Source organism: Candidatus Nitrospira salsa (genome assembly GCF_965152625.1).
The window spans coordinates 2087495-2107941 of sequence record NZ_CBCUCO010000002.1 but is presented as its reverse complement, the minus strand read 5'-3'; the positions used below and the strand labels follow the sequence as shown (position 1 = coordinate 2107941).

The following is a 20447-nucleotide window of genomic DNA, read 5'->3' as shown; positions in this document are numbered from 1 at the left end:
CTCGTGAGACTGTTACGTAAATGAAACGCTTGCTTCCACCTTTAAGTCTCAAAGGCAAGACGATTCTGGCGATGGTACTGGTGGGTCTGCTTCCGCTTGTCCTGTCTCTTTTGCTTACGTACTTCGAGGAACAACGCGCTTTGCGTGAAGCGGCTGGCATTAATTTTAAAGGCATGGCCGTTGAGGTGGCCCGAAAAGTTGAAACCCAGATCACTCGGGGAATCAATGAAGCGCAACAGTTGGCGACTCTGCCTTTCATCACGAGTGCGGTGACGGACTCGAATCGAAGTTATGAAGACAAAAATCCCGAGCAGGTCTCGGATCTCATTCAGCAATGGCAAGAACGGTGGCGGCAACGGGCTCATCAGGATCAATTCCCCCTCTTCATCAATCAATACGCGACGAATTATTTGATCCAGTGGCACGAGATACGAAAATCAGACTATCTGGCCATTCTGGTGACAGATAATCGTGGTGCGTTAGTGTTGAGTTCATTTCCACCGGTGAAGTTTTTTTATGGGGAAAGTTCGTGGTGGAAGGCCATGTTTCGTCATGATCAGGGGCAAGCATATGTGAGTAAACTGTTTTTTGATCCCTCATTTGGAACACATGTGCTGAATGTGGCCGTGCCAATTTGGGACGAGCAGCGTCAGCATCGGGTTGGCGCCATCAGTATTCTTCTCCGACGGAATTCATTGTTCCGGTCAATTTCCGAAGTGACGGCTGGTGCGACAGGACATGCCATGTTGGTGACTGCGGATGGCATGCCGCTGTTGTGTCCAGTGTTGTCCTTAGAGGAGCATGGTTCGCCGCCCCAATTGGTCAAGGCGATGAAGGCGCATCAGCCAGGTTGGATTATGGCCAATCCCGACTCTCATGGTTCAAAGAATTCCATTGTCGGTTTTGCACCGCTCCGTCTCGGAATTCCCTTGGCTCCCGAAAGCTTTGGAGGACAGCAATGGTATATGCTGGTTCGTCAAGACCCTGAAGAGACGTATGCGCCGTTGGAGCAGTTATTGATCAAGGTGGCTTCCTATGGACTTGCCGTCTTTGTCATTCTTTGGATTGCTGGCGTCTTGGTTGCTGGCCGAATTGTGAAGCCGATTCAATCTCTTCATGAAGGAGTCCAACGACTTGGGCGCGGCAGTCTTGAGCATCAGCTGAATATCAAAACCGGCGATGAGATTGAACAACTCGCGAATGCGTTTAATGGGATGGCGAGTAATCTGCAGCATTCGTTCACCGAGTTAAATCAAAAGGTGGCTGAAATTGGGAGTCTCGAAGAAAAGTATCGAGATCTCATTGAAAATTCTCCTGAAATGATTCATCAAGTTCAGGCCTCAGGGAAGTTTGTCCATGTCAACCAAACCGAGTTACGCAAGCTTGGATATACGCTTCAGGATATGCTCAACATGTCATTGTGGGATATTGTGCCTACCGATCATCAGTTGACAATCAAGCGCTATGTTGAAGGGTTAGGGACTCAAGACAACCAAACGATTGAAACGGTGTTTGTGACGCAAGCCGGAAATTTTATCGATGTTGAGATTCATTCGACTGCATTAGTGGACGCTCAGACTGGCGCGTTAGTGTACTCACGGGGTTTTGTCCGCGATATAACTGAACGGAAAGTTCTTCAGCGAGAAATTGAACGATACACGATCGGATTAGAGCAAGAAGTGACCGATCGCACGCAGCAACTCTCGGCGTCTGAGGGTCGCTATAAAGCGATTTTTAACCTTGCGGCAGATTCAATTTTTGTGGTGAATCAAGACGGATTGATTGAAGCGGTGAATGAACGAGAACACGATATGTTAGGTCATGCTCATGAGGCGCTCCTTGGTCGTTCGCTCTTGGATTTTGTGGTGCCTGAACAACGTGACAATATCGTTGAGCTATTACAGAGGATGAGAGAGGGCGCTCATAAGGTACCGACTCAGGAGATTGAGGTTTATGATGTGAATCGGCAACATCGCTATGTAGAAATTGATGTTATTCGTGTCGATATGGAAAGCCATTCATCCGTCATGGTGCAATTGAGAGATATTGCGGAGCGCAAGCGGCTGCAGGATCAACTGCACCGGTATAGTGAAGCCCTTGAGGAAAAGGTCCAAGAAAGAACTCAGGAAATTGAACAGGCGAAACAATATATTGAAAGTCTGTTGGAAAATGCCAATGATGTGATTTACACCTTGGATCGTGATCAATGTTTTACGTATGTGAATAGCATGATTGAATCATGGGGCTATACGAAAGACGAGCTGATCGGTCGTCCCTTTCTGACCGTGCTCTCGAAGCGATATCGTGGTCGTCATTTAAAAGAAACATTGGATGTCGGAGTCAAGGAAGTCTATGAAGTCGAGATGGCGAGTCGTAGTGGAGATCATCGTTCTGTTCTGGTGAGTGTCTCTCCTCTGTTTGATCAGCAGGGTGAACCGTTAGGGATGTTAGGCATTGCGCGGGATATTACCGAACGAAAAACTTTAGAACAACAAGTTCAAAATGCTGAACGGTTAGCGTCTGTTGGGAAGTTGGCTGCTGGCGTCGCTCATGAAATTAATAATCCCCTCGGCGGGATATTGAATTGTCTGTATAACATTCGGAAAGGGACGCTGAGCGAGGCGCGGGCTCAAGAATATATGCACTTTATGGAAGATGGGCTTCAACGCGTACAAAAAATTGTTCGGCAGTTATTGGACTTTTCTCAGCAATATCAACCTGAGCTTGTCGAAACGGAGATCAATCCGCTTGTGGATCGAGTGTTAGCTTTGACAAGCCATACCTTAGTGGCCAAGCAAATAGATTTAAAGAAGCAATTTGATCATGAATTGCCGAAAATCATGGTGGACCCGCACATGATCGAACAAGTCTTGACCAATTTGCTGTTAAATGCCGGGCAAGCGACTCAGGAGGGAGGGGACGTGACTGTTCGAACTCGACAGATCAATGGCGTGTGTGAAATAGATGTCGAAGATACGGGGTGCGGAATTGCTCAAGAAGTTCGATCTAAAATTTTTGATCCGTTTTTTACGACCAAGCGAACCGGAGAAGGGACAGGATTAGGATTATCGGTCAGCCTGGGTATTGTTGAACGTCATGGAGGAGAAGTGTTGCTGGACAGTGAAGTGGGAAAAGGGACGACATTTACCGTCCGGCTCCCACTCATTCCAGCGACGACTCCAGTAAAGGTGGTTTTATGAGTCTTGGGGCCATTCTCGTGATTGATGATGAGCCGTTGATGCGACTCTCGATGGTCGATGCGTTACATGCCATTGGCTATGAAGTACAAGAGGCTTCCACGGGTACTGAGGGGTTGGAAAAACTTCGCGCGGCAAAATTTGATGTGGTGATTACTGATCTCCGTCTTCCTGGCGCAGATGGATTGGAGATTGTGCAGGCGTGTAAGGATCAGCATTCGAGTACGGAGGTGATCCTGATTACAGCCCATGGATCGGTTGATACGGCTGTGCAGGCTATGAAGAGGGGAGCATACGATTATATTACGAAGCCATTCTCGATGGATGAATTGCTCATGATTGTGGAGCGGGTCAGTAAAGTCGTCGTGCTTCAACGGGAAAATCGTGAGCTTCGTGACGAGTTGGCAAGTAAGTTTAGTTTTGAAGGCATTATCGGAAAAAATCGACGCATGCAGGAAGTCTTAGAAAAAGTCAAACTCGTCTCGGCAACCGATGCCACCGTTCTGGTGTTTGGTGAGAGCGGTACCGGGAAGGAGTTGATTGCCAATGCCATTCATCGTAATAGTCCTCGTTCCCAGCATGCATTAATTAAGGTCAGTTGCGCGGCACTTCCCGAGACGCTTCTGGAAGCTGAATTATTTGGACATGAAAAAGGTGCGTTTACCGGGGCGTTGAAGCAACGACGAGGTCGTTTTGAACTCGCGAATCATGGCACGTTGTTTCTCGATGAAATTGGGGAAATTTCCCCGCTCGTTCAAGTGAAATTGCTTCGAGTCTTGCAAGAGCGTCAGTTTGAGCGCGTGGGCGGCAATGAAACGATCGAGGTTGATGTCCGTTTAGTTTGTGCTACGCAAAAAGATCTGAAGCGAGAAGTCGAACAGGGGCGGTTTCGAGATGATCTCTACTATCGTTTGAATGTTGTTCCTGTTCAGATTCCATCATTGCGAGAACGAAAAGAAGATGTCTTTGTGATTGCTGAATATCTATTGCAGTCGTTAGCGACACGTATGCAGCAGTCTCCGAAGGTGTTCTCACGGCAGGCGCAAGAAGTGCTGATGCAGTATTCGTTTCCAGGGAATGTGCGCGAGCTCGAAAATACCGTTGAGCGAGCGGTTGCTCTGGCTCAACATTCTGATGAAATTCAGGCCTGGGATCTTTGTGGGCAAAGTCGCTGCTCCTTTGTTTCTGGAGAGCCGCAAGCCGGATGCGGGTTCTGTCAGGAACTTCACCCTGAGGGAAAAGCCCAGGCTGGGAGCGGGGAAACGCTGGCTGTTGCTCGAGAACGATTTGAGCGTACCCATATCTTGGGTATTCTTAATCGTACTGGCTGGAGCAAGACGATGGCTTCAAAAGTACTCGGTCTCTCACGAAAGGCGTTGTGGGAAAAATGTAAGCGATACGATATTTCTGGTGCCGATGAACCACAAGAGGAGGCGAAGCCGTAAACAACAAGCCAATGAAAAATTAAAAATGTAAATTGAAAAGTGTTAAATCCAAAACGTACCTAACGATTACGTTTCTTTCATTTTGCTTTTTAACTTTTTCACTTGGCCTTTTCTGTTATTCCCCACCACCCTCCCAGAGCTTAATGGTGCGGTCTGTTGATGCTGTCGCAAGAAAACGTTCATCTGCGGAGAGCGCGATGCCTCGAACAGCACCATTGTGAGGTTTGAGTGTGCGAATGACACGTCCGCTTTGAATATCCCACATTTTTACGGTTCCGTCATCGCTGGCACTGATGAGGACTTTCCCGTCTTTTGTAACCAGGAGGCATCGCACCCAGCCTGTGTGTCCACGTAAGGTTCGAAACTCTCGAAAGGCCGGCATTTCGTAGAGTTTAATGGTCTGATCTCGGCTTCCAGAGAATAACGTTTTACCATCAGGGGTAAAGGTGAGTGCCCCAATCCAATATTCCATAGGCTTTTGAAAGCCGCCGACGTCTTCGACGAAGTATCCTCGGACTTCTGTTTCATCTTCCTCTTCTTCGTCTTTCCAATGCCCATTGTGTAGGCATTTTTCTTCGCCACTGGGGAGGACCTCATAGAGTCGAAGCTTTCCAATGTCACTGCCGGCCACCAAGTGAATGCCGTCAGGAGAAAAGGCTGTGCAGACTGCCCAGTTATGATCGTATTGATCCTTGCCTAGTAAGGTCATGAGTTCTGTGCCAGTCGTGACTTCCCATATCTTAATGTCTTTGTTCTGTCCGGCTCTTGCGAGCATGAGGCCATCAGGTGAGAAGGAGATGCTGGTGACTCCATGATCGTAGCGTGTAAACAGCAACCGTGTGGTTTCTCCGGTCGTTGGATTCCACAGGCGAATCGTTCGGTCCTCGCTGGCTGTTGCCAGCGTTTGTCCGTCTGGACTGTAGGCGACTTGGCGAATATCGTGTGTGTGACCTCGCAGCGATCGAAGGAGGCGCCCCGTTTCGATGTCCCAAATCCTGACGTATCGGTCGCTGCCTCCACTGGCCAGGGTCAGTCCATCAGGTGAAAAGGAAACGCTCCATAGACCCTGTGTGTGTCCTCGGAATGTTTTGAGCTCTTTGGCTCCCCCTTCCCAATAGTCTAGTGAGTTCAGTTCATCTATGTGGCCTGCGTCGAGGCCTGGCTCCCCGCCAGGAACACTGGGAGGGGCTACGGGACTCATGGGGTTGCTCATACTTCACTCCTTCGTCAGTGGCAAAATTGAATAATTCTGAATGGCCCGAGGGAAAGTCTCCCTTGCCATTGCAACGGAGCGCTTTCTATAATCTAATGAGTTGTTTATTGTTTATACGTTTTTGATACTAAACTTCACTTTGTTCGGGAGTCAAGGTGAGGTTCATGGGGTGTTCCACGATGATATCGAGGCACCGAACGACCGGTTGCCTTTTTACGTTCTAAGTTTGCCACGGAGGATTTATGGAAACTCGTTTTCAGCCAGCACTTCTACAGGAAGTCATCGACTCGTTTTCGGAGAAAACTGAACGTGAAGGTGACCCGACCTATTACAACGAGTTTCATGAGATGGCTGATCCCATTTATGAGAAATTCTCCTTAGATGAACGCGAGCCAGAATTTAAGAAGCTCTATCAGCAGCTTTTTGGGAAGTGGGGATTTGCGGATATTTTAGAGGAATCGTTTAATGAATTCCCTGTACTCAAGGCTAAAATTGGGATTGTGCTTGTTCGAGGGGTTTTAAAAGAGGATCAAGAAGGAGTTGATATCCTACGGAAGTGGGGGTCGGTTGAAGAAAAACTGGCGAAGCAATTTGAAGAAAAGGGACTAAGGGGTGTGGGTATTAAGCTCATCCCTCGTCGTTTCTATGATCCTGCCATTAATCGATATCTTCGGCACGAGTTAACACATATCTCAGATATGTTAGATGAGACATTTGGCTATGACGCTGATACCAAGGTTGGATTTAATCCTGGGGAAGAACACCTCATCCTGAATCGATACCGAGTTCTCTGGAGCCTGCATGTCGACAGTCGCATTACCCGGTCAGGAAAGGAACCGATGTTTTCCAAGGAGTATCGATTCCGAGAGTTTCGGACATGGTATCGCAAAATTTTGCCGGGACAAGTTGAGGCTGTCTTTGAGGGGCTCTGGCAAACTGAGCATCTGACGCATGCAGAATTACTTGAAATGGCCTCGGATACTATTCGGGTCATGGATCGGGCTATCGACGTGGAAGAAGGAGATATTCCCGATCTTCCGACGAAACCACTGTTAATGCCTGGGTTTCCATGTCCCCTTTGTCGATTTCCTACCTATTCTTGGGTTGAAGATCTTGAAGAAAAAATGGAATCTTTTGTACTCGAGTATATTCAGGAAAATCATCCAGGCTGGGAAACGGAGTATGGAGCCTGTGACCGGTGCTTTGAGGTCTATAAGCTTCGTGCTGCCGGTGTCGTGTAAACAATGAACATTCAGGGTTGAAATAGGTAGCTGAGATGGTGTTCTGTAACGTAACGTAGGATATAGAACGCAATGGCAGAATCTTCTCATCAACAACAGTCGCCTGATGGTGCTTCATTAGGACGACGGAACTTTATCCGTCAATCGGTTGTGTCACTAGGTGTGACCGTTCAGGAATATATCAAGCATAGTGATGCTCCAGTTGAAGCAAAAAAGGCGGCAACGATTACAGAGCGAACAGACTGGTTACGTCCTCCAGGTGCTGTTGAAGAAGCTGACTTTCTTGACCGATGCACGAAGTGTGGTGATTGTGTGACCGCCTGTCCGTTTGATGCTATTCGTAGTCATCGTATAGACCAGACTCCAGTAATTCTTCCAGAGGAAAGTCCTTGTCAACTATGTGAAGATTTCCCTTGCATTGATGCCTGTGAGACGGAGGCATTGTTACCTGTTTCCCAGGTCGCGGATGTAGATATGGGAATTGCAAAGTTGTCTTCCCAAGAATGTACGGCAGCTCACGGTTGTAATGCTTGTGTGTCTAAATGTCCTCAACAGGCGATTGATATGAACTTTTCGATGTTTCAAATTTCAGTTCTTGATGGTCATTGTGTCGGGTGCGGTATTTGTCAACAGATTTGTAAGGCTGTCAATGACCGAGTGGCTATAAAAGTTGTGCCGGCTCGAATGCTGTTGCGTTAACTGTGTGGCGGTGAAAGGAGGTGTCCATTGAGTGTTTTGCGTGTCCGTGTTTGTAGGTGTTTAGGAGTCAGATGAACTGTTGTACCATTAACGATGGGGATTTGAATGGCAATTTTATTGAGCTAGTGAAGATGGCGAATTACCGCTTGACTTCGATTGCCAGTTATCCTATCATCATGCCCCTCTACATGGGAAAATTGTAGCCAATGATTTGTCTTTTCCGGTCAAATGTTTTACAAAAAATGAAGCTAGTGTAATTTGGCCATGACTGACAAATAAATGGTAATGGTGGACTAATATGGGACTTACAAAAGAACATAGTAATGGCACAGGTGGAACGGCTGTTGCCTCTGCTGTCAAAATTTCTCCCAAAGATGCTCCTTCCGTAGAGCGTGCCTTAGCCAGAAGTAAACTATACCTCCTCCTTTCCTGGAGTTACCTCTACCCCGAAGATGATGAATTTTTAGAATATCTTCAAAGTGGTGAATTTGTGGAAGATGGAAGGGCGGCATTAGAGAATTTGAACAAGTCTTTAGAAGGTAAAGGTGGACCAGAGGCGAAAGAAAGGCTTCAGGCTATCTCTCAGCATCTTGATAACATTGAAGAGTGGGTTAGCTCTGAAGGATCGAGTTGGAATTTACAGGACCTTCGAGATGATCACCGTCGTGTATTTAGTAATGTTATATCATTAGACTGTCCTCCTTATGAGACGCTTTTTGGAAATGATCATGTTTTTGGTCAATCCTACACGATGGGAGACATCGCAGGGTACTACAGTGCATTTGGTCTTCAACTTTCCAGTGACATTCATGAACGAATTGATCATCTAAGTGTTGAACTTGAATTTATCCATTACCTTGCCTACAAAGAGTCCTATGCTCTTATTCATGATGGACCTGAAAAACTCAAAATGGTTGTAGATGCAGAGAAAAGATTTGTGAAAGAGCATGTGGGTCGATGGGTACCTTTGTTCTCGGGCATGTTAAAAAGAAAAGCTGATTTTGGTTTCTATAAGGCACTAGCTGACTTTACGTCTGACTGGGTTGCTTTTGAAGTAGATTATTTGGATGTCACTCCACAACCTTATTCAGAGACAGACTATCGTCCGGCAAACTATACAAGTCCTGAAGGACAAACATTTGAATGTGGAGCTCAAGATCAGGGTAACGAGCTTGATCTCTTAATGAATGAGGTTGGGGCTCAGTCCTATCTTGATAAAGAAACAAAAGGTGTAGGCGATTCAGAAAAGGAGTAGTGTAGAGTCTTATGTGTTCTTCGTTTCTCGAGATTTTGTTAGTGAGCAGTCCTTTCGATTTTAATCTTTTATCAAAGGAGGATGCGTCATTATGAGAGTGGTGCAGACGCGTAACAATCGGTTCGTGTTTGGCGTTCTTCTCTCGGCCGTCGTGGTGGGTGGGTTATTGACGTTAGGGCAAATACCCTTAGCGGTCTCCCAACCTGTGACGATACCGGTCGGGGCGATCAAAGGCCCCATTCCTATGGATGCCGCCAACCCGGTTTGGGAATCCGTGCCTGGGATTGTGGTGCCATTGAGTGGGCAAACCATTACAACCCCCATGCATCCCAACATTTCGGTTAAAACCGTCATGGTCAAAATGGCCAGCAACGGCAAAGAGATCGGAATCTGGGCGAACTGGGGTGATCAAACCTTGAACAATACGACCATTGGCCCTCAAGATTTTCGGGATCAAGTGGCCGTACAATTCCCTGTTCAAACCTCCGGGGCGCCTCCGTTCCAATGTATGGGACAATCGGGCGGCACGGTGAACATTTGGCGGTGGAATGCGGAGTGGCAACGGGACCTGGGAGCCGGCGTGGCTGGCATGTGGGATGTGGACAATCAGTATCCCTCCATTGCCTGGGACTTTTACTATGAAGAGCCGGCGGGGGGCGTGACCTATCCAGACCGTATTGGTCGGAGCTTAGGGCCCTTCAATCCTGGCATCTGGTCGGGGAACATTATGTCGGACCCAACGCTGCGGAAGAGTTCCGTGGAAGACTTGAATGCGAATGGGTTTAGCACGTTAACGACGCAAGCCTCGCAGGATGTGATCGGGAACGGGCTGTGGGAGCCGTATGGGGCCTTAAAGGGAGGCTGCTGTTCCGGGCCGACCTGGCGGGTGGTCATGAAGCGGAGCCTGACGACGAATGACCCGAACGATGTGCAGTTCAAAGCCGGGTCGAGTTTACCCATCGCCTTTGCGGTGTGGGATGGCTCGAATGTCGAACGAAATGGCATGAAGGGCATTTCTACTTGGTTTACCGCCAAGATGCCATAAAGCCTTTTTCGTATTCATGAGGTCTTACGTGTAGTAAGACTAAAGAATATTAGTGTGCCTTAGAAATAGACCTCAGGTGACTTGCACGGTGGTGTGGGTTGCCTGAGGTTTTTTTCATCCTGCATATTAGAGTTATAGCCGTTTTAAATAACATCCGATGTTTGAGGAGTACTATTACGCGGTTCATCCTCGAATATTCAATTGGAAATTAATTGGATTCCCTATAATAAATTTTTTCAGTTTTAAAAAAATCATCTAAACCTTAGACGTAGTAAAAACTATGCGCTGCGTAAATAATTTACTTTAGTTGTATATATTTTTTATCATTTACCTTTCTCATTGCTCTCGTGGTAGGGTAGGGCATTGGGCTCTCTAGTTACCCAGGGAACTGCGCTAAGCCAATAGTTGCAATCATGCTTGTGTGACATGTATAAGAAAATTGGGTGTAAGTCTTTATCTATTGAAAAGAATTCACAACTCATGAGTATTGATCTGGAGAAAATATCGTGAAAGTTTCTCTACTTTTCCCTCCAAGTTGGCATCCCTCTCAACCGTACTTAAGTCTTCCATGTTTGACTGCATTTTTAGATCAAGCCGGTATCTCTGATAAGTCGCAGCGAGACCTGAATATTGAAATTCTCGATACCATTCTGACAAAGACGTATGGGTTGGAAGTGTATCAAAAACTAATAGATCTCGGAAAACAATTAGAGCATTCGATGAGTGGTGATGAGGGTCCTGGAAGTCGAGAGCATTATGCAAGAGTCCTAGAAGCGTTGGACCGTTTCCCTTATCTCATTGATCAAATTGAACCGGCCAAGGATTCTTTGCGAGGCCAAGAGTTTTTTGATCTTGATCGTTACCGTGAATGTCTTTTCTTAATTGATCGATGGCTTGAAGTGGTCTCATCGCTATATTTCCCAACTCGAATCACCGTTGTTGATAATCAATTGTCTTACTCCATATATTCATCGCGAGATATTATGAAAGCGATTCGTGATGAAACGCAAAACCCTTACATAGACTTGTATCGGAACTACTTTTTGCCTTCGATTATGGAGGATGGTCCTGGACTAATTGGTGTCTCCATTACGGCGACTTCACAAATCATTCCTGGATTGACCTTGTGTCGACTCATTAAGGAGGCGAATCCAGATATACATGTCACAGTTGGCGGGAGTATTTTTACTCGGTTGGTTGATAATTTGCGTCGTTGTGAACGACTCTTTGAAGTGACGGACGACTTTATTGTCTTTGAAGGCGAAACAGCCTTTTTAGAATTAATTAATCAACTTGAGGGCAAAAAAGATTTCCGTAAAGTTCCTAATCTTATTTATCGTCAAGATGGGAAAATTACTGTAAATCAACCGTTTTATTCAGAAAATTTAGCACAACACTCGGCGCCAAATTATGATGGATTTCCATTGGATAAATACCTGGCCCCTCATACGGTATTACCCGTTCAATTTTCTAGAGGTTGTTACTATAAAGATTGTGCCTTTTGTGCCTTAACTCTCGATCATCAAAACTTTCGACAGAAAGACCCTGTCAAAGTTGTTGATGAACTTGAATATCTTGCCAAGAATTATCAGACACCCTATTTTTTCTTCACAGACGAATGTTTAGCCTTATCGCCTACTCGGCGTCTCTGTAAGGAAATGATTAATCGTGGTCTCGATTTGCAGTGGACTGCGGAGCTTCGTTTTGAAAAAAACCTCTCTCGAGAATTACTTTCCTTGATGAAGGACGCGGGTTGTCAGAAGATTGTATTTGGGCTGGAGACTTATAATGCCAGGATGATGGATTTTATGGTGAAGGGTATCACGCAAGCGAGCGTGGATCGTATTTGTTCTGACTGTGTTGACCTGGGAATAGCTGTGCATTGTTATGTCATTGTGGGATTCCCAACTGAAACTGAGGAAGAAGCTCTTGAAACGATGAACTTTGTCGTGAATAACCACTCCCTGAATTCCTCGTATGGGTTCTCCTGCCAGCCTTGCTTGTTTGACTTAGAAAAAGAAGCCCCAATCATGAATGACCCTGGTGGATACGGCATTCAACGTATTATGCGGCCTGCAGCAGAAGATTTGAGCTTGGGGTTCTTTTATGAAGTGAAAGAAGGCATGACGCCGGAGCAGTGCGAAAAAGTCTATCAGCATGTGTATGAAAAAATTAGTGAAGTTGTTTGCGAACTCCCCTTCAATTACTCGATGGGGGATGGGTTGCTTTACATTGCTCGACGAAACAAGCAAAAGGTTCTTGAGCATACGGGCGTATCGTAAGGTGTGAGTCTGGCGTTTCGAATAACGAATACGCACTGACAAAACAATCATGAGATATGTACTTACATTCAACTTCCTAAGGAGCAATGAACAGATTGGTTATGGGAACCTCCACGACTCTATCTGAAAAAGCGAATGAGCAAGGGATCCTCTTCGAGTATTCGTTGAAATGCCTTCTTATTGCCGCATTTATGGAGCTGGTGCTGTATCGACTTGTCTCTCGTTTGGGTATGCATATCAGCAAACTCGCTGAAAAATATGAGGCAGTCCGCATTGCGTTTACGGGACTTTCGTCGTTAGGTTTTATGCTGTTGAATGTCACCTCAATTTTGGCCTTTCTTCTCATTTTCATTTTGGTCTATCAAAAAATGACATCGACTCTATGGAAAGGCACCTATGACAAGGTGGTCATTCCGTTACTCTGTCTTCTGGTCATGGTGACGATTGGCTATCTTCTTTTCCCTCCAGCGATGTTGGGCTCCATTGTCTATAACGTCATTTCCTTGGCGCTTCTTGTCTTTCTTATGCTGGAATATTTCATATCGAACAAGTTGCTGATGCAACGTATTGCGGTTGGTTGTTTTTTCCTTGGCATATGTGGGTGGATTTATTACCAAACCATGACGACCAGTTACGGTCTGCTTGGTCTTGTCACCGCTCCGCCGCTCGTGCATGAAGTCAATCGACTGGGTGAGGCGCTGATGGTGTTATCCAGCATCCTCGTGTTTTGGGCTTATGGAAGTACCTCGTTTTTGACAAAAAATAAGCAACAACGAAAATGGGGATTGACCCTGCTCGTGAGTGGAGGGGTGATTTTTTTCCTCCTACTCTTTATGGATTACTTTGTTTCCCTCTATAGCCTTGCGGCTGCTGAAGATCTTCGAAAAGCTGGAGAGGGTGTTGGGTGGATTTTTCAAATGGGGATGGGGTACACGTTCTACCTTCCCTTTGCCTTTTACATGGCTGGGTTTATTTGCTGGTCCTACACCGTCATTAAATTAGTCATGATTGGAAGGCTGGCGGGTTATGGATTGGGACTGATGTTTATGGCAGGTTATGCCCTGCAATTGTCGCATTTGACGTTGATGGTCGTATTAGGATTGCTCCTATTAACGATCGATAAACGAGGAACACTCGGAAAGCTTCGTGGCAAGATTCATGAAAAGATGGTTTATCAACCTGTGACGCCCGTGTATGGGCAGACACCATAAGAGAGAGCAGAACTATGGAAGAACAGAATACGCTCACCCAAACAGAAGAGTTGACTCCTGAGGATAGCGTAGAAGACCAACCGCTCAACCCAGATGAAGAAATTGTTGAAATTGAAAAACTTCTCACTGAAGAACCGGATGATTTTCAAGCACGTTGTCGACTTGGGGAGCTGTACTTTAACAAAGGGCGCTTGGATGAAGCCTTAACAGAAGTTAAAAAATCCATCGAAATGGCTGAGGGGTTAAAGGTGGAAATGGATCGATCTTTAGCCATGTATTATTCGAATCTTGGGACGATCTATGGGACCAAGGGGATGGCTGATGATGCCTCTAGCCAATTTGAACGTGCTCTTGAGCTGAATAAATACGATGTGCTGGCCTTGTTTAATTTAGGCCGGTTGAACAGTGAAAAAGGAAAGTATCGAGAGGCGAAAGACTATTTTGAACGGCTTATAGAGCTGACGCCGGAGGATCCTATTGCATGGTATAATCTGGCAAATGTGTATGAACAATTAGATAATCCACAGGTCTCTGACCTCAACACGCTTGATATGGCCATGCAAGCCTACATGAAAGTTCTCGAATTTGACCCCAATCATCTGGAATGTAGCTATAAGCTCATGGAAATGGCACTCAATTTAAAGAAGCCAGACTTGGCGATGAACGTGATGGAGGAAGCCGTCGAAAATAATCCAGATGAACCGTTGGCTTACTACAATTTGATTAACACGTATGAAAAATGTCAAATGTTTGAACAAGCCGAAGAAACCAGAAAACGGTTAAAGGAGCGCTTTTCCAAACGCACCCGGGAACAGGGAAAAGCCACCTAGCCGGAAGCAAAAATTCATTGCTGCAGAGAGGAGTCTCATTATGTTTGGAAGCATTGGGTTTACAGAGCTGATCTTAATTTTGACCATTGTCTTAATAATTTTCGGGGCAGGAAAGTTGCCACAGTTAGGAGAAGGGGTCGGTAAAGCGATCAAAGGATTTAAGAAGTCAATTCATGAGGTTGAAGCCATGGATGCTGAAGCTCAAGAAGCCGCGCAGAACGCTGCAACAACAGAAGCGCCCGCGCCTGCACAAATTCCTCAACAAGAATCGGTTGCCACAGCTCCTCCGCCGCCACCAACCGTTGCGGCAATGGACAGTCCTCCTAGCCCTCAACCCGTTTCGGCTTCCAAGGCTTAACCATTAATGCGTAGACGAAATGGTGATCAGGTTATTATCGCGATCGTGAATATATTAATTGATAGTCGAGTGAGTATGAGGTGTGGACGATGAGTACCGAAACATTAGTTGAAGTCGGCGTCATTGAGACCTTTGCCGGTAATGGCAAGTCTCGAAGTACAGGCGATGGCAAACGCGCCATTAAAGCTGGAATTCCCCTTCCAAATCATGTCACTCTCGATCGAGAAGAACGATATTTATACATTGCGGAATGTGGATCTGATCGAGTCCGTCGAATTGATTTCGAGTCTGGGCGACTCCATAATTTTTCTGGAAATGGAGAGACGTGTTACAGCGGTGATTATGGGCCATGTGGAGAGGCAGGCTTGTATTTACCGTTGGATGTTGCGAGTGATTCTGAAAACAACATCTATATCTGTGATTCGGGAAGTAGTCGAATTCGCAAGGTTGATCGGGAGACCGGGATTATTACAACCGTCGTTGGTACGGGACAATGGGGATTTAATGGAGACGGCCCTGCCTTAGAAGTGAATTTAACCTATCCTGCCTCCATTGCATTTGATCCGGACGACAATTTATATATCGCGGATACACAGGCGCATCGTATACGTAAATATGACCCTCGTACAGGCCTTCTCACGACGATAGCCGGATCTTGGACCAATGAAGATGACGAGCGAGTCAGTCCCTTAACGGCCCAAAATCTCATTGTGCTCTCCGGTGATGCCATTGGAATCGATTTTAGTGATGATCAAGGCTGGCTCCGTCCTCAATGTTCGGATGGTCTGGACATGTCTCCGTATTTGGATGATGGAAAGCCTGGCTTGGAATGCCGGTTTTATGATCTGGTGAGTTTAGACGTCTTTAAAAATGGCGATCTCTTAATCACCGATAAAGGCACCAACCGGATTCGCAGGCTGGATCAGACGACCGGCGTGGTTTCGACAATCGCTGGTGTTTGTCGGTTTGGATATGACGGCGATGATAAATTAGCTGTGAAGTCGATGCTCAACGTGCCAGAAGGGGCGGTGGCTGATGATGATGGGCATGTGTATATTGCAGACTCAATGAACCATCGTGTGAGAAAAGTTGATGCCACGACTGGGATCATTACCACAATCGCCGGAAATGGTGATAGTGGATATGACGACAAAAATATGGGAGGGTGTGGGGCTGCTCGATTTGTGGCTAAAGAAGACGCGACGATGCTCAAGCACGGAGATGGCCGATTGGCTGTTGAGGCGGTTGTCAATTCACCGGCTGGTCTAGCATTGGACTCGCAAGGATTCCTCTACATCTGTGAACGGAACGAAAATAAGATTCGTCGTCTGAAGATTGCTTAATCGTTTATCGGCCGGCGTCGTTGATGGTCAATCGCGTATTGAACGTACGGTAAAGGTGGAAATGGCTGCACTATCGGGTGAGCAAGATCTCGCGCATTGTCACAAGCCTGGACTGAGGCGTGTCCCTCGACGACTTGTGTTAGCCGGAGCGTTAGTTGTTACAGCGGCAATTGCTTTAACATGGTTTCAAGTCACGACGGTTAGTTCTCATGGAATCGTCATTCGATCCCACTTTGCCACAGGCGATACGCCTTCTCATCCCAGTGACCCGGCTTGGGAATCCATTGCTGCTTTGCCGGTTCCCTTAAGTGGACAAGTCATCACCCGCCCTGTTTGGCCGGAGCCTAGTGCGACGGCCTTATCGATTCGCTCAATTCATAATGGGAAAGAAGTGGCGTTTCTGTTGGAGTGGCAGGATGCCACTAAAAACGAACGACTGACCCCAGGAGTTTTTCGAGATGGTGCGGCCATTGCGCTCCCTCTTGGAAATGCTCCAGCATTTTTTTGCATGGGACAACTTGATCATTATCTGAATATCTGGCACTGGAAAGCCGATTGGCAAAGCGATGTCGACCGACGTGCGGCACGGACAAAGAAAAAAGGAAAAAAGCGTGGTGGGATTCGTCGATTTGAAGTGATTCCACGTCGACCATCTTCGGTGGAAGACTTGATTGGTGGAGGGTTCAGCACTTTAACCAGCAAAAAGCGGCAAGGACGAATCAAAGGGCAAGCAGAATGGAAACGTGGGTTTTGGCGTGTGGTCATGAAGCGGCCACTCACGGCTCCTGGCGATGATTTGGAAAATGAAGCCTTACTTCAAGCTGGACGGTTGCAAGCTGTCGCATTTGCCATATGGAATGGAGAAAATAAAGAGCGAAATGGACAAAAAGCTGTAGCCTCGTGGATGCAACTGCTTATCGATCCCATTGTACAATCTTCATAAGCACATGTTTGATCGTGATGCGATGCTATGGTTGAATTGGTGATGCATAAAATTTCGTCTCAATCTGTATCTTGTCAAATGTGCTACGCAATGCGAATCATGACACAAGTTGTGTTTTTGGTCTCTTTCTGTTCATTGGTGAGTGTTATAGCCAATCCTTCTCGCGTTGATGCGCAAAGTTCTAATGGAGAAATGACGGAAGAGCGGGCCTTGGAGCTTGCCGAGCAGTTTGGCGTGGATGTTGGAGAAGTTGACGAAGAAATTCAAGAATTTCTCGGCTTAACTCGTGCAGAAGGGGTTGTTGTTTTTGCCGTGATTGGTGGGACCCCAGCTGATTTAGCGGGGGTAAAAGTTAAGGCGATTATTAAAGAAGTTGATCGGTTCGAAATCAAGACCCTTATAGATTTAGGGGTTGCTCTTGAAGCGACACTTCCCATTCAGAATTTTACTGTAGCGACTTACGAGCCATCCGATCCAAGTGATCAGGGTGTCACTGGCGGTCTCAATTTTCATTTTGTGCGTATTAAGCAGGATTAATTGCTCGCATATTATGTCTTGTATCACATCCAGAGGAACTATAAAGCTGAGCCTGGTAATAGGAGTTAGTCTCCTATTAGGGCTGAGCTTCTTTTGGCACGATGGTATGAGTCCAGTGGCCTTAGCCCAAGAAGCCTCGGATTCTGAAAAAGAAACATCATGGATTAAAGAAATTACGAAAGTGTTTGTTCCTTCTGAACAGTGCAAGCAATGCCATGATCGTCATTATGAAGAATGGAAAGGCATGCGCGAACAAACTCCTGACCTGAAGACCTTTGGTCGAGTCGATGGCGCGTTACTACACGGTACAGCACTAAAGTCTCATGTATTTAAAACCGTCCTTGGTCTGTGGTTACAAACAGAACCGACTCAACAGGAACGTGCCGATTGTTTGGCTTGTCATGCTCCCGCGGTCACTGTTTTTCCGCAGCATGCCGATCGGATTATCCAGCAGGTCATGGCTGGAGGAAAGCATGTGACCGTTGAAGGGATTAGCTGTTCCTCCTGCCATTTGATTAATGATATTCAAGAGAATGACAAGGTGTACCCGACGTTTAAGATCAATGCTGATCAACAATTTTATGGCCCCTACGCTGAACCTGAGGAAAATCTCGTTCACTCCTCACAGCAAGCGGACATTTATAAGGAAGCAAAATTTTGCACGGCTTGCCATTTTAGTAAGGTAAAAGATGTGACTCGATCGGATCTTCCTGGAGAAATTCTTAAGGGAACGATTTGCCAAGATTGTCATATGGAACGGTCTACGGGAAGTTCAACTTCTAAGCGAGGGTCGTTAACAAGGCCGATTGGGCGCCATTGGTTTCAAGGCATTGTCATTCCCGGCATTATGCTCAGTAATCGAAATCTGCAAGCGGAATGGTTTCCACGGGTTGACATTGAAGCCAACAAAAAAGAGGGGTCAGTGGAAGGGACCGTGTTAGTGAGAAATGGGAGTCTGCCGCACATGTTTCCTGGAGGGGATCCTGTACTCAAGCAATTTTTCGTGAAAGTCACCGTCAAAGATAAGCACGGAAACATTCTCGATGAAAAACAAGAGCGATTTGGACGGACCTTTGAGGAGTTGCTCCGAGGACCGATTCCACAAGCATTTGTCAATGGCGGTATCACGAGACGCGTGCCGTTTACTCTGCAGATACCTGAAGGACAAGAGTCGGTGTTAGTTGAGGCGAGCTTAAGTTATGCCCTCATTCCCGAACCATCCTCTGCCCTCAAGGATCGATATTTGAAGACTCTGGACAATGATAAAGAACGACAAGCTGCAGAAAAAGTCATTATTGATTATTCTTCGACTCGATTACTGACATTTCGCACGATGACGTTATAACCATTTATAATTTGCCTGACGGCAAACTTATCCAGGGGATACTTATGACGAGGAACATGATGCCGCGAGGGTTTACTCTGTGTGTTCTGAGTGCGTTAGTGTTATGGATGGGTGGGCCCTCTACTCTGGTTTCTGCTGCGGGAACTGAAAAGCCTTCAAAGCCATTAGAAAAAGCCTTTCCCCATTCCCAGAAGTGTAAGCGGTGTCATATTCGAGTATTTGAAGAATGGGAAGCCTCGGCACAGTCTCGTTCAATTGTCAGCTCAGCATTCCGTGTGACGCTAGATCGTTTCTTAGCCTCCGGCCCTGAAAAAGAACCGTCAATGTGTCTGCGCTGTCATGCTCCGCATATTTTGGAATACAAACATCAATCGAAGATGTTTGTTGATGAAGTGCAGTCAAAAGATCCGCAGATTGATGGGGTCGGTTGTGCTCAGTGTCATCTTATTAAAGATATTAATTCAGAAACGCATCCACCGCTTCCATCTTATCAATTAGAAAAAACCGTATTCGGTGGTTATAAAAATCCAGTGGAAAATTTGGCCCACCAATCGGAGACTTCCGAGCTCTACAAGAGTTCTGCATTCTGTGTGACATGCCATGATTCGCTGCCAAAGGGAGCCCAAATGGGACCATTACCGGATTGGATGGGAAACTGGAAAGAATCAAAAGCGGAAAAAGATGGTAAAACGTGCCAGTCATGTCATATGCCAGGAGCATTTGGTGAATCAGCCAACGGTGAACGAAATCGGAAAATTGCGAATCATAGTTTTCCTGGAAGGTTTGGAAAAGTTCGAGCCAAGGCTGTTGAGTTAGACTTTACCACCAAGGTTCAAGGAGAAACTTCAACCGTTGATGTCACGATTCAAAGTCTTGTTCCACACAATCTTCCAATGCCTCACCCAGGTTGGTATCGAGTGGTCGTCGACTTAACCATACTAGGGAAAAATTTAAGAAAAGTTCATGGTGATCAACGGTATTATGAACGGGTATATGGCGATAAGAATGGAAAGAAAACCGTCTTAGATTTTGAAGCGGTTAAGGTCTTGAGCGACACGTTGCTTAAGCCTGAGGAAAAACGAGTAGAGTCGTTTACCTTTCCAACTCCGCCCAATGCACCATCGATGGATGTTATTGTGACGTTGACCTATGCCCCAATTCATGGGCCTGAGGAATTTGTTCAAGCGGTTGAAGCTGAGTCAAGCCTTGGGACGAAAGATCGTGCGTTCCAAACGGTCGAAGTCGTGAAGAAAAAAGTGAATGTTCCACTTGGGAAATAATGTCTCCGTTAGGTAAGTTGTGATGGAGGCAATTCGAATTTCCTTATAAGATTTCGTCCGATGCTGCGTTCTCTGACAATCGCTCGAGATACTTTATAACAATGCACAGCATGCATTGTATTGTGTCTAATAAGCATTCGAGCAGAAATGTGATCCCCTCACGTTTATTTCTTTCCCTTCCATCCTTTATGAAGCGGTGTTCCAAATCTCTTTGCCTGAGGAG

16 protein-coding genes are annotated in these 20447 nt (G+C 46.2%); 15 read left to right on the top strand and 1 reads right to left on the bottom strand.

Annotated features, from left to right (window positions below; genetic code table 11):
- The first annotated feature begins 20 nt into the window (after positions 1-20).
- Together ACWQXP_RS11420 and ACWQXP_RS11415 are read left to right on the top strand one after the other, a co-directional pair.
- Positions 21-3200 carry a PAS domain S-box protein gene (locus tag ACWQXP_RS11420; RefSeq protein ID WP_454062947.1) on the top strand — a complete coding sequence of 1060 codons (3180 nt, stop codon included), beginning with the start codon at positions 21-23 and terminating at the stop codon, positions 3198-3200.
- Positions 3197-4642 (top strand): sigma-54-dependent transcriptional regulator, encoded by a 1446-nt coding sequence (locus tag ACWQXP_RS11415; RefSeq protein ID WP_454062946.1) that lies wholly within the window; start codon positions 3197-3199, stop codon positions 4640-4642. The genes ACWQXP_RS11420 and ACWQXP_RS11415 overlap by 4 nt, the downstream gene beginning before the upstream one ends.
- A 115-nt stretch (positions 4643-4757) precedes the next feature.
- Here the strand turns inward: ACWQXP_RS11415 and ACWQXP_RS11410 are convergent, their stop codons facing one another.
- Positions 4758-5855 carry a WD40 repeat domain-containing protein gene (locus ACWQXP_RS11410; protein WP_454062945.1) on the bottom strand — a complete coding sequence of 366 codons (1098 nt, stop codon included), beginning with the start codon at positions 5853-5855 and terminating at the stop codon, positions 4758-4760.
- Positions 5856-6097: 242 nt separating this feature from the next.
- Between ACWQXP_RS11410 and ACWQXP_RS11405 the strand changes: the two genes are divergently transcribed.
- The 13 genes from ACWQXP_RS11405 (at position 6098) to ACWQXP_RS11345 (ending at position 20224) form a co-directional block, all read left to right on the top strand.
- Positions 6098-7096, top strand: coding sequence for a hypothetical protein (locus tag ACWQXP_RS11405; protein ID WP_454062944.1), 999 nt, complete (start codon positions 6098-6100; stop codon positions 7094-7096).
- Between the two features lie 72 nt (positions 7097-7168).
- Positions 7169-7795, top strand: coding sequence for a 4Fe-4S dicluster domain-containing protein (locus tag ACWQXP_RS11400; RefSeq protein WP_454062943.1), 627 nt, complete (start codon positions 7169-7171; stop codon positions 7793-7795).
- A gap of 298 nt (positions 7796-8093) precedes the next feature.
- Entirely contained in the window at positions 8094-9050 is a 957-nt protein-coding gene (locus ACWQXP_RS11395) for a TorD/DmsD family molecular chaperone (protein WP_454062942.1), read from the top strand.
- Positions 9051-9141: 91 nt separating this feature from the next.
- A complete protein-coding gene (locus ACWQXP_RS11390) occupies positions 9142-10095 on the top strand; it encodes an ethylbenzene dehydrogenase-related protein (protein ID WP_454062941.1) in 954 nt (317 codons plus the stop codon).
- A 506-nt stretch (positions 10096-10601) separates the two neighbouring features.
- Complete coding sequence (locus ACWQXP_RS11385) at positions 10602-12377, top strand: B12-binding domain-containing radical SAM protein (protein WP_454062940.1); 1776 nt, start codon at positions 10602-10604, stop codon at positions 12375-12377.
- Between the two features lie 86 nt (positions 12378-12463).
- Positions 12464-13588 (top strand): hypothetical protein, encoded by a 1125-nt coding sequence (locus ACWQXP_RS11380; protein ID WP_454062939.1) that lies wholly within the window; start codon positions 12464-12466, stop codon positions 13586-13588.
- Positions 13589-13602: 14 nt separating this feature from the next.
- Complete coding sequence (locus tag ACWQXP_RS11375) at positions 13603-14418, top strand: tetratricopeptide repeat protein (RefSeq protein WP_454062938.1); 816 nt, start codon at positions 13603-13605, stop codon at positions 14416-14418.
- Between the two features lie 40 nt (positions 14419-14458).
- A complete protein-coding gene (gene tatA, locus ACWQXP_RS11370; protein ID WP_454062937.1) occupies positions 14459-14776 on the top strand; it encodes a twin-arginine translocase TatA/TatE family subunit in 318 nt (105 codons plus the stop codon).
- Positions 14777-14865: 89 nt separating this feature from the next.
- Complete coding sequence (locus tag ACWQXP_RS11365; RefSeq protein WP_454062936.1) at positions 14866-16119, top strand: hypothetical protein; 1254 nt, start codon at positions 14866-14868, stop codon at positions 16117-16119.
- Positions 16120-16180: 61 nt separating this feature from the next.
- Positions 16181-17062, top strand: a complete 882-nt coding sequence (locus ACWQXP_RS11360) for an ethylbenzene dehydrogenase-related protein (protein ID WP_454062935.1) — start codon at positions 16181-16183, stop codon at positions 17060-17062.
- A 90-nt stretch (positions 17063-17152) separates the two neighbouring features.
- Positions 17153-17599: a hypothetical protein gene (locus tag ACWQXP_RS11355; RefSeq protein WP_454062934.1), complete on the top strand. Its 447-nt coding sequence runs from the start codon at positions 17153-17155 to the stop codon at positions 17597-17599.
- A gap of 106 nt (positions 17600-17705) precedes the next feature.
- On the top strand, positions 17706-18944 hold the full coding sequence (locus tag ACWQXP_RS11350) for a multiheme c-type cytochrome (protein WP_454062933.1): 1239 nt from the start codon (positions 17706-17708) through the stop codon (positions 18942-18944).
- A gap of 44 nt (positions 18945-18988) precedes the next feature.
- Positions 18989-20224, top strand: a complete 1236-nt coding sequence (locus tag ACWQXP_RS11345) for a multiheme c-type cytochrome (protein WP_454062932.1) — start codon at positions 18989-18991, stop codon at positions 20222-20224.
- Positions 20225-20447: the final 223 nt, after the last annotated feature.

Excerpts from the sequence above, each read along its gene's own strand:
- ACWQXP_RS11390 (WP_454062941.1), top strand. The coding sequence starts at position 9,142 with ATGAGAGTGGTGCAGACGCGTAACAATCGGTTCGTGTTTGGCGTTCTT.
- ACWQXP_RS11345 (WP_454062932.1), top strand. The coding sequence starts at position 18,989 with ATGACGAGGAACATGATGCCGCGAGGGTTTACTCTGTGTGTTCTGAGT.
- ACWQXP_RS11355 (WP_454062934.1), top strand. The coding sequence starts at position 17,153 with ATGCGAATCATGACACAAGTTGTGTTTTTGGTCTCTTTCTGTTCATTG.
- ACWQXP_RS11360 (WP_454062935.1), top strand. The coding sequence starts at position 16,181 with ATGGCTGCACTATCGGGTGAGCAAGATCTCGCGCATTGTCACAAGCCT.
- ACWQXP_RS11410 (WP_454062945.1), bottom strand. The coding sequence starts at position 5,855 with ATGAGCAACCCCATGAGTCCCGTAGCCCCTCCCAGTGTTCCTGGCGGG.
- ACWQXP_RS11420 (WP_454062947.1), top strand. The coding sequence starts at position 21 with ATGAAACGCTTGCTTCCACCTTTAAGTCTCAAAGGCAAGACGATTCTG.
- ACWQXP_RS11400 (WP_454062943.1), top strand. The coding sequence starts at position 7,169 with ATGGCAGAATCTTCTCATCAACAACAGTCGCCTGATGGTGCTTCATTA.
- ACWQXP_RS11375 (WP_454062938.1), top strand. The coding sequence starts at position 13,603 with ATGGAAGAACAGAATACGCTCACCCAAACAGAAGAGTTGACTCCTGAG.
- ACWQXP_RS11350 (WP_454062933.1), top strand. The coding sequence starts at position 17,706 with ATGAGTCCAGTGGCCTTAGCCCAAGAAGCCTCGGATTCTGAAAAAGAA.
- ACWQXP_RS11380 (WP_454062939.1), top strand. The coding sequence starts at position 12,464 with ATGAACAGATTGGTTATGGGAACCTCCACGACTCTATCTGAAAAAGCG.
- tatA (WP_454062937.1), top strand. The coding sequence starts at position 14,459 with ATGTTTGGAAGCATTGGGTTTACAGAGCTGATCTTAATTTTGACCATT.
- ACWQXP_RS11405 (WP_454062944.1), top strand. The coding sequence starts at position 6,098 with ATGGAAACTCGTTTTCAGCCAGCACTTCTACAGGAAGTCATCGACTCG.
- ACWQXP_RS11415 (WP_454062946.1), top strand. The coding sequence starts at position 3,197 with ATGAGTCTTGGGGCCATTCTCGTGATTGATGATGAGCCGTTGATGCGA.
- ACWQXP_RS11395 (WP_454062942.1), top strand. The coding sequence starts at position 8,094 with ATGGGACTTACAAAAGAACATAGTAATGGCACAGGTGGAACGGCTGTT.
- ACWQXP_RS11365 (WP_454062936.1), top strand. The coding sequence starts at position 14,866 with ATGAGTACCGAAACATTAGTTGAAGTCGGCGTCATTGAGACCTTTGCC.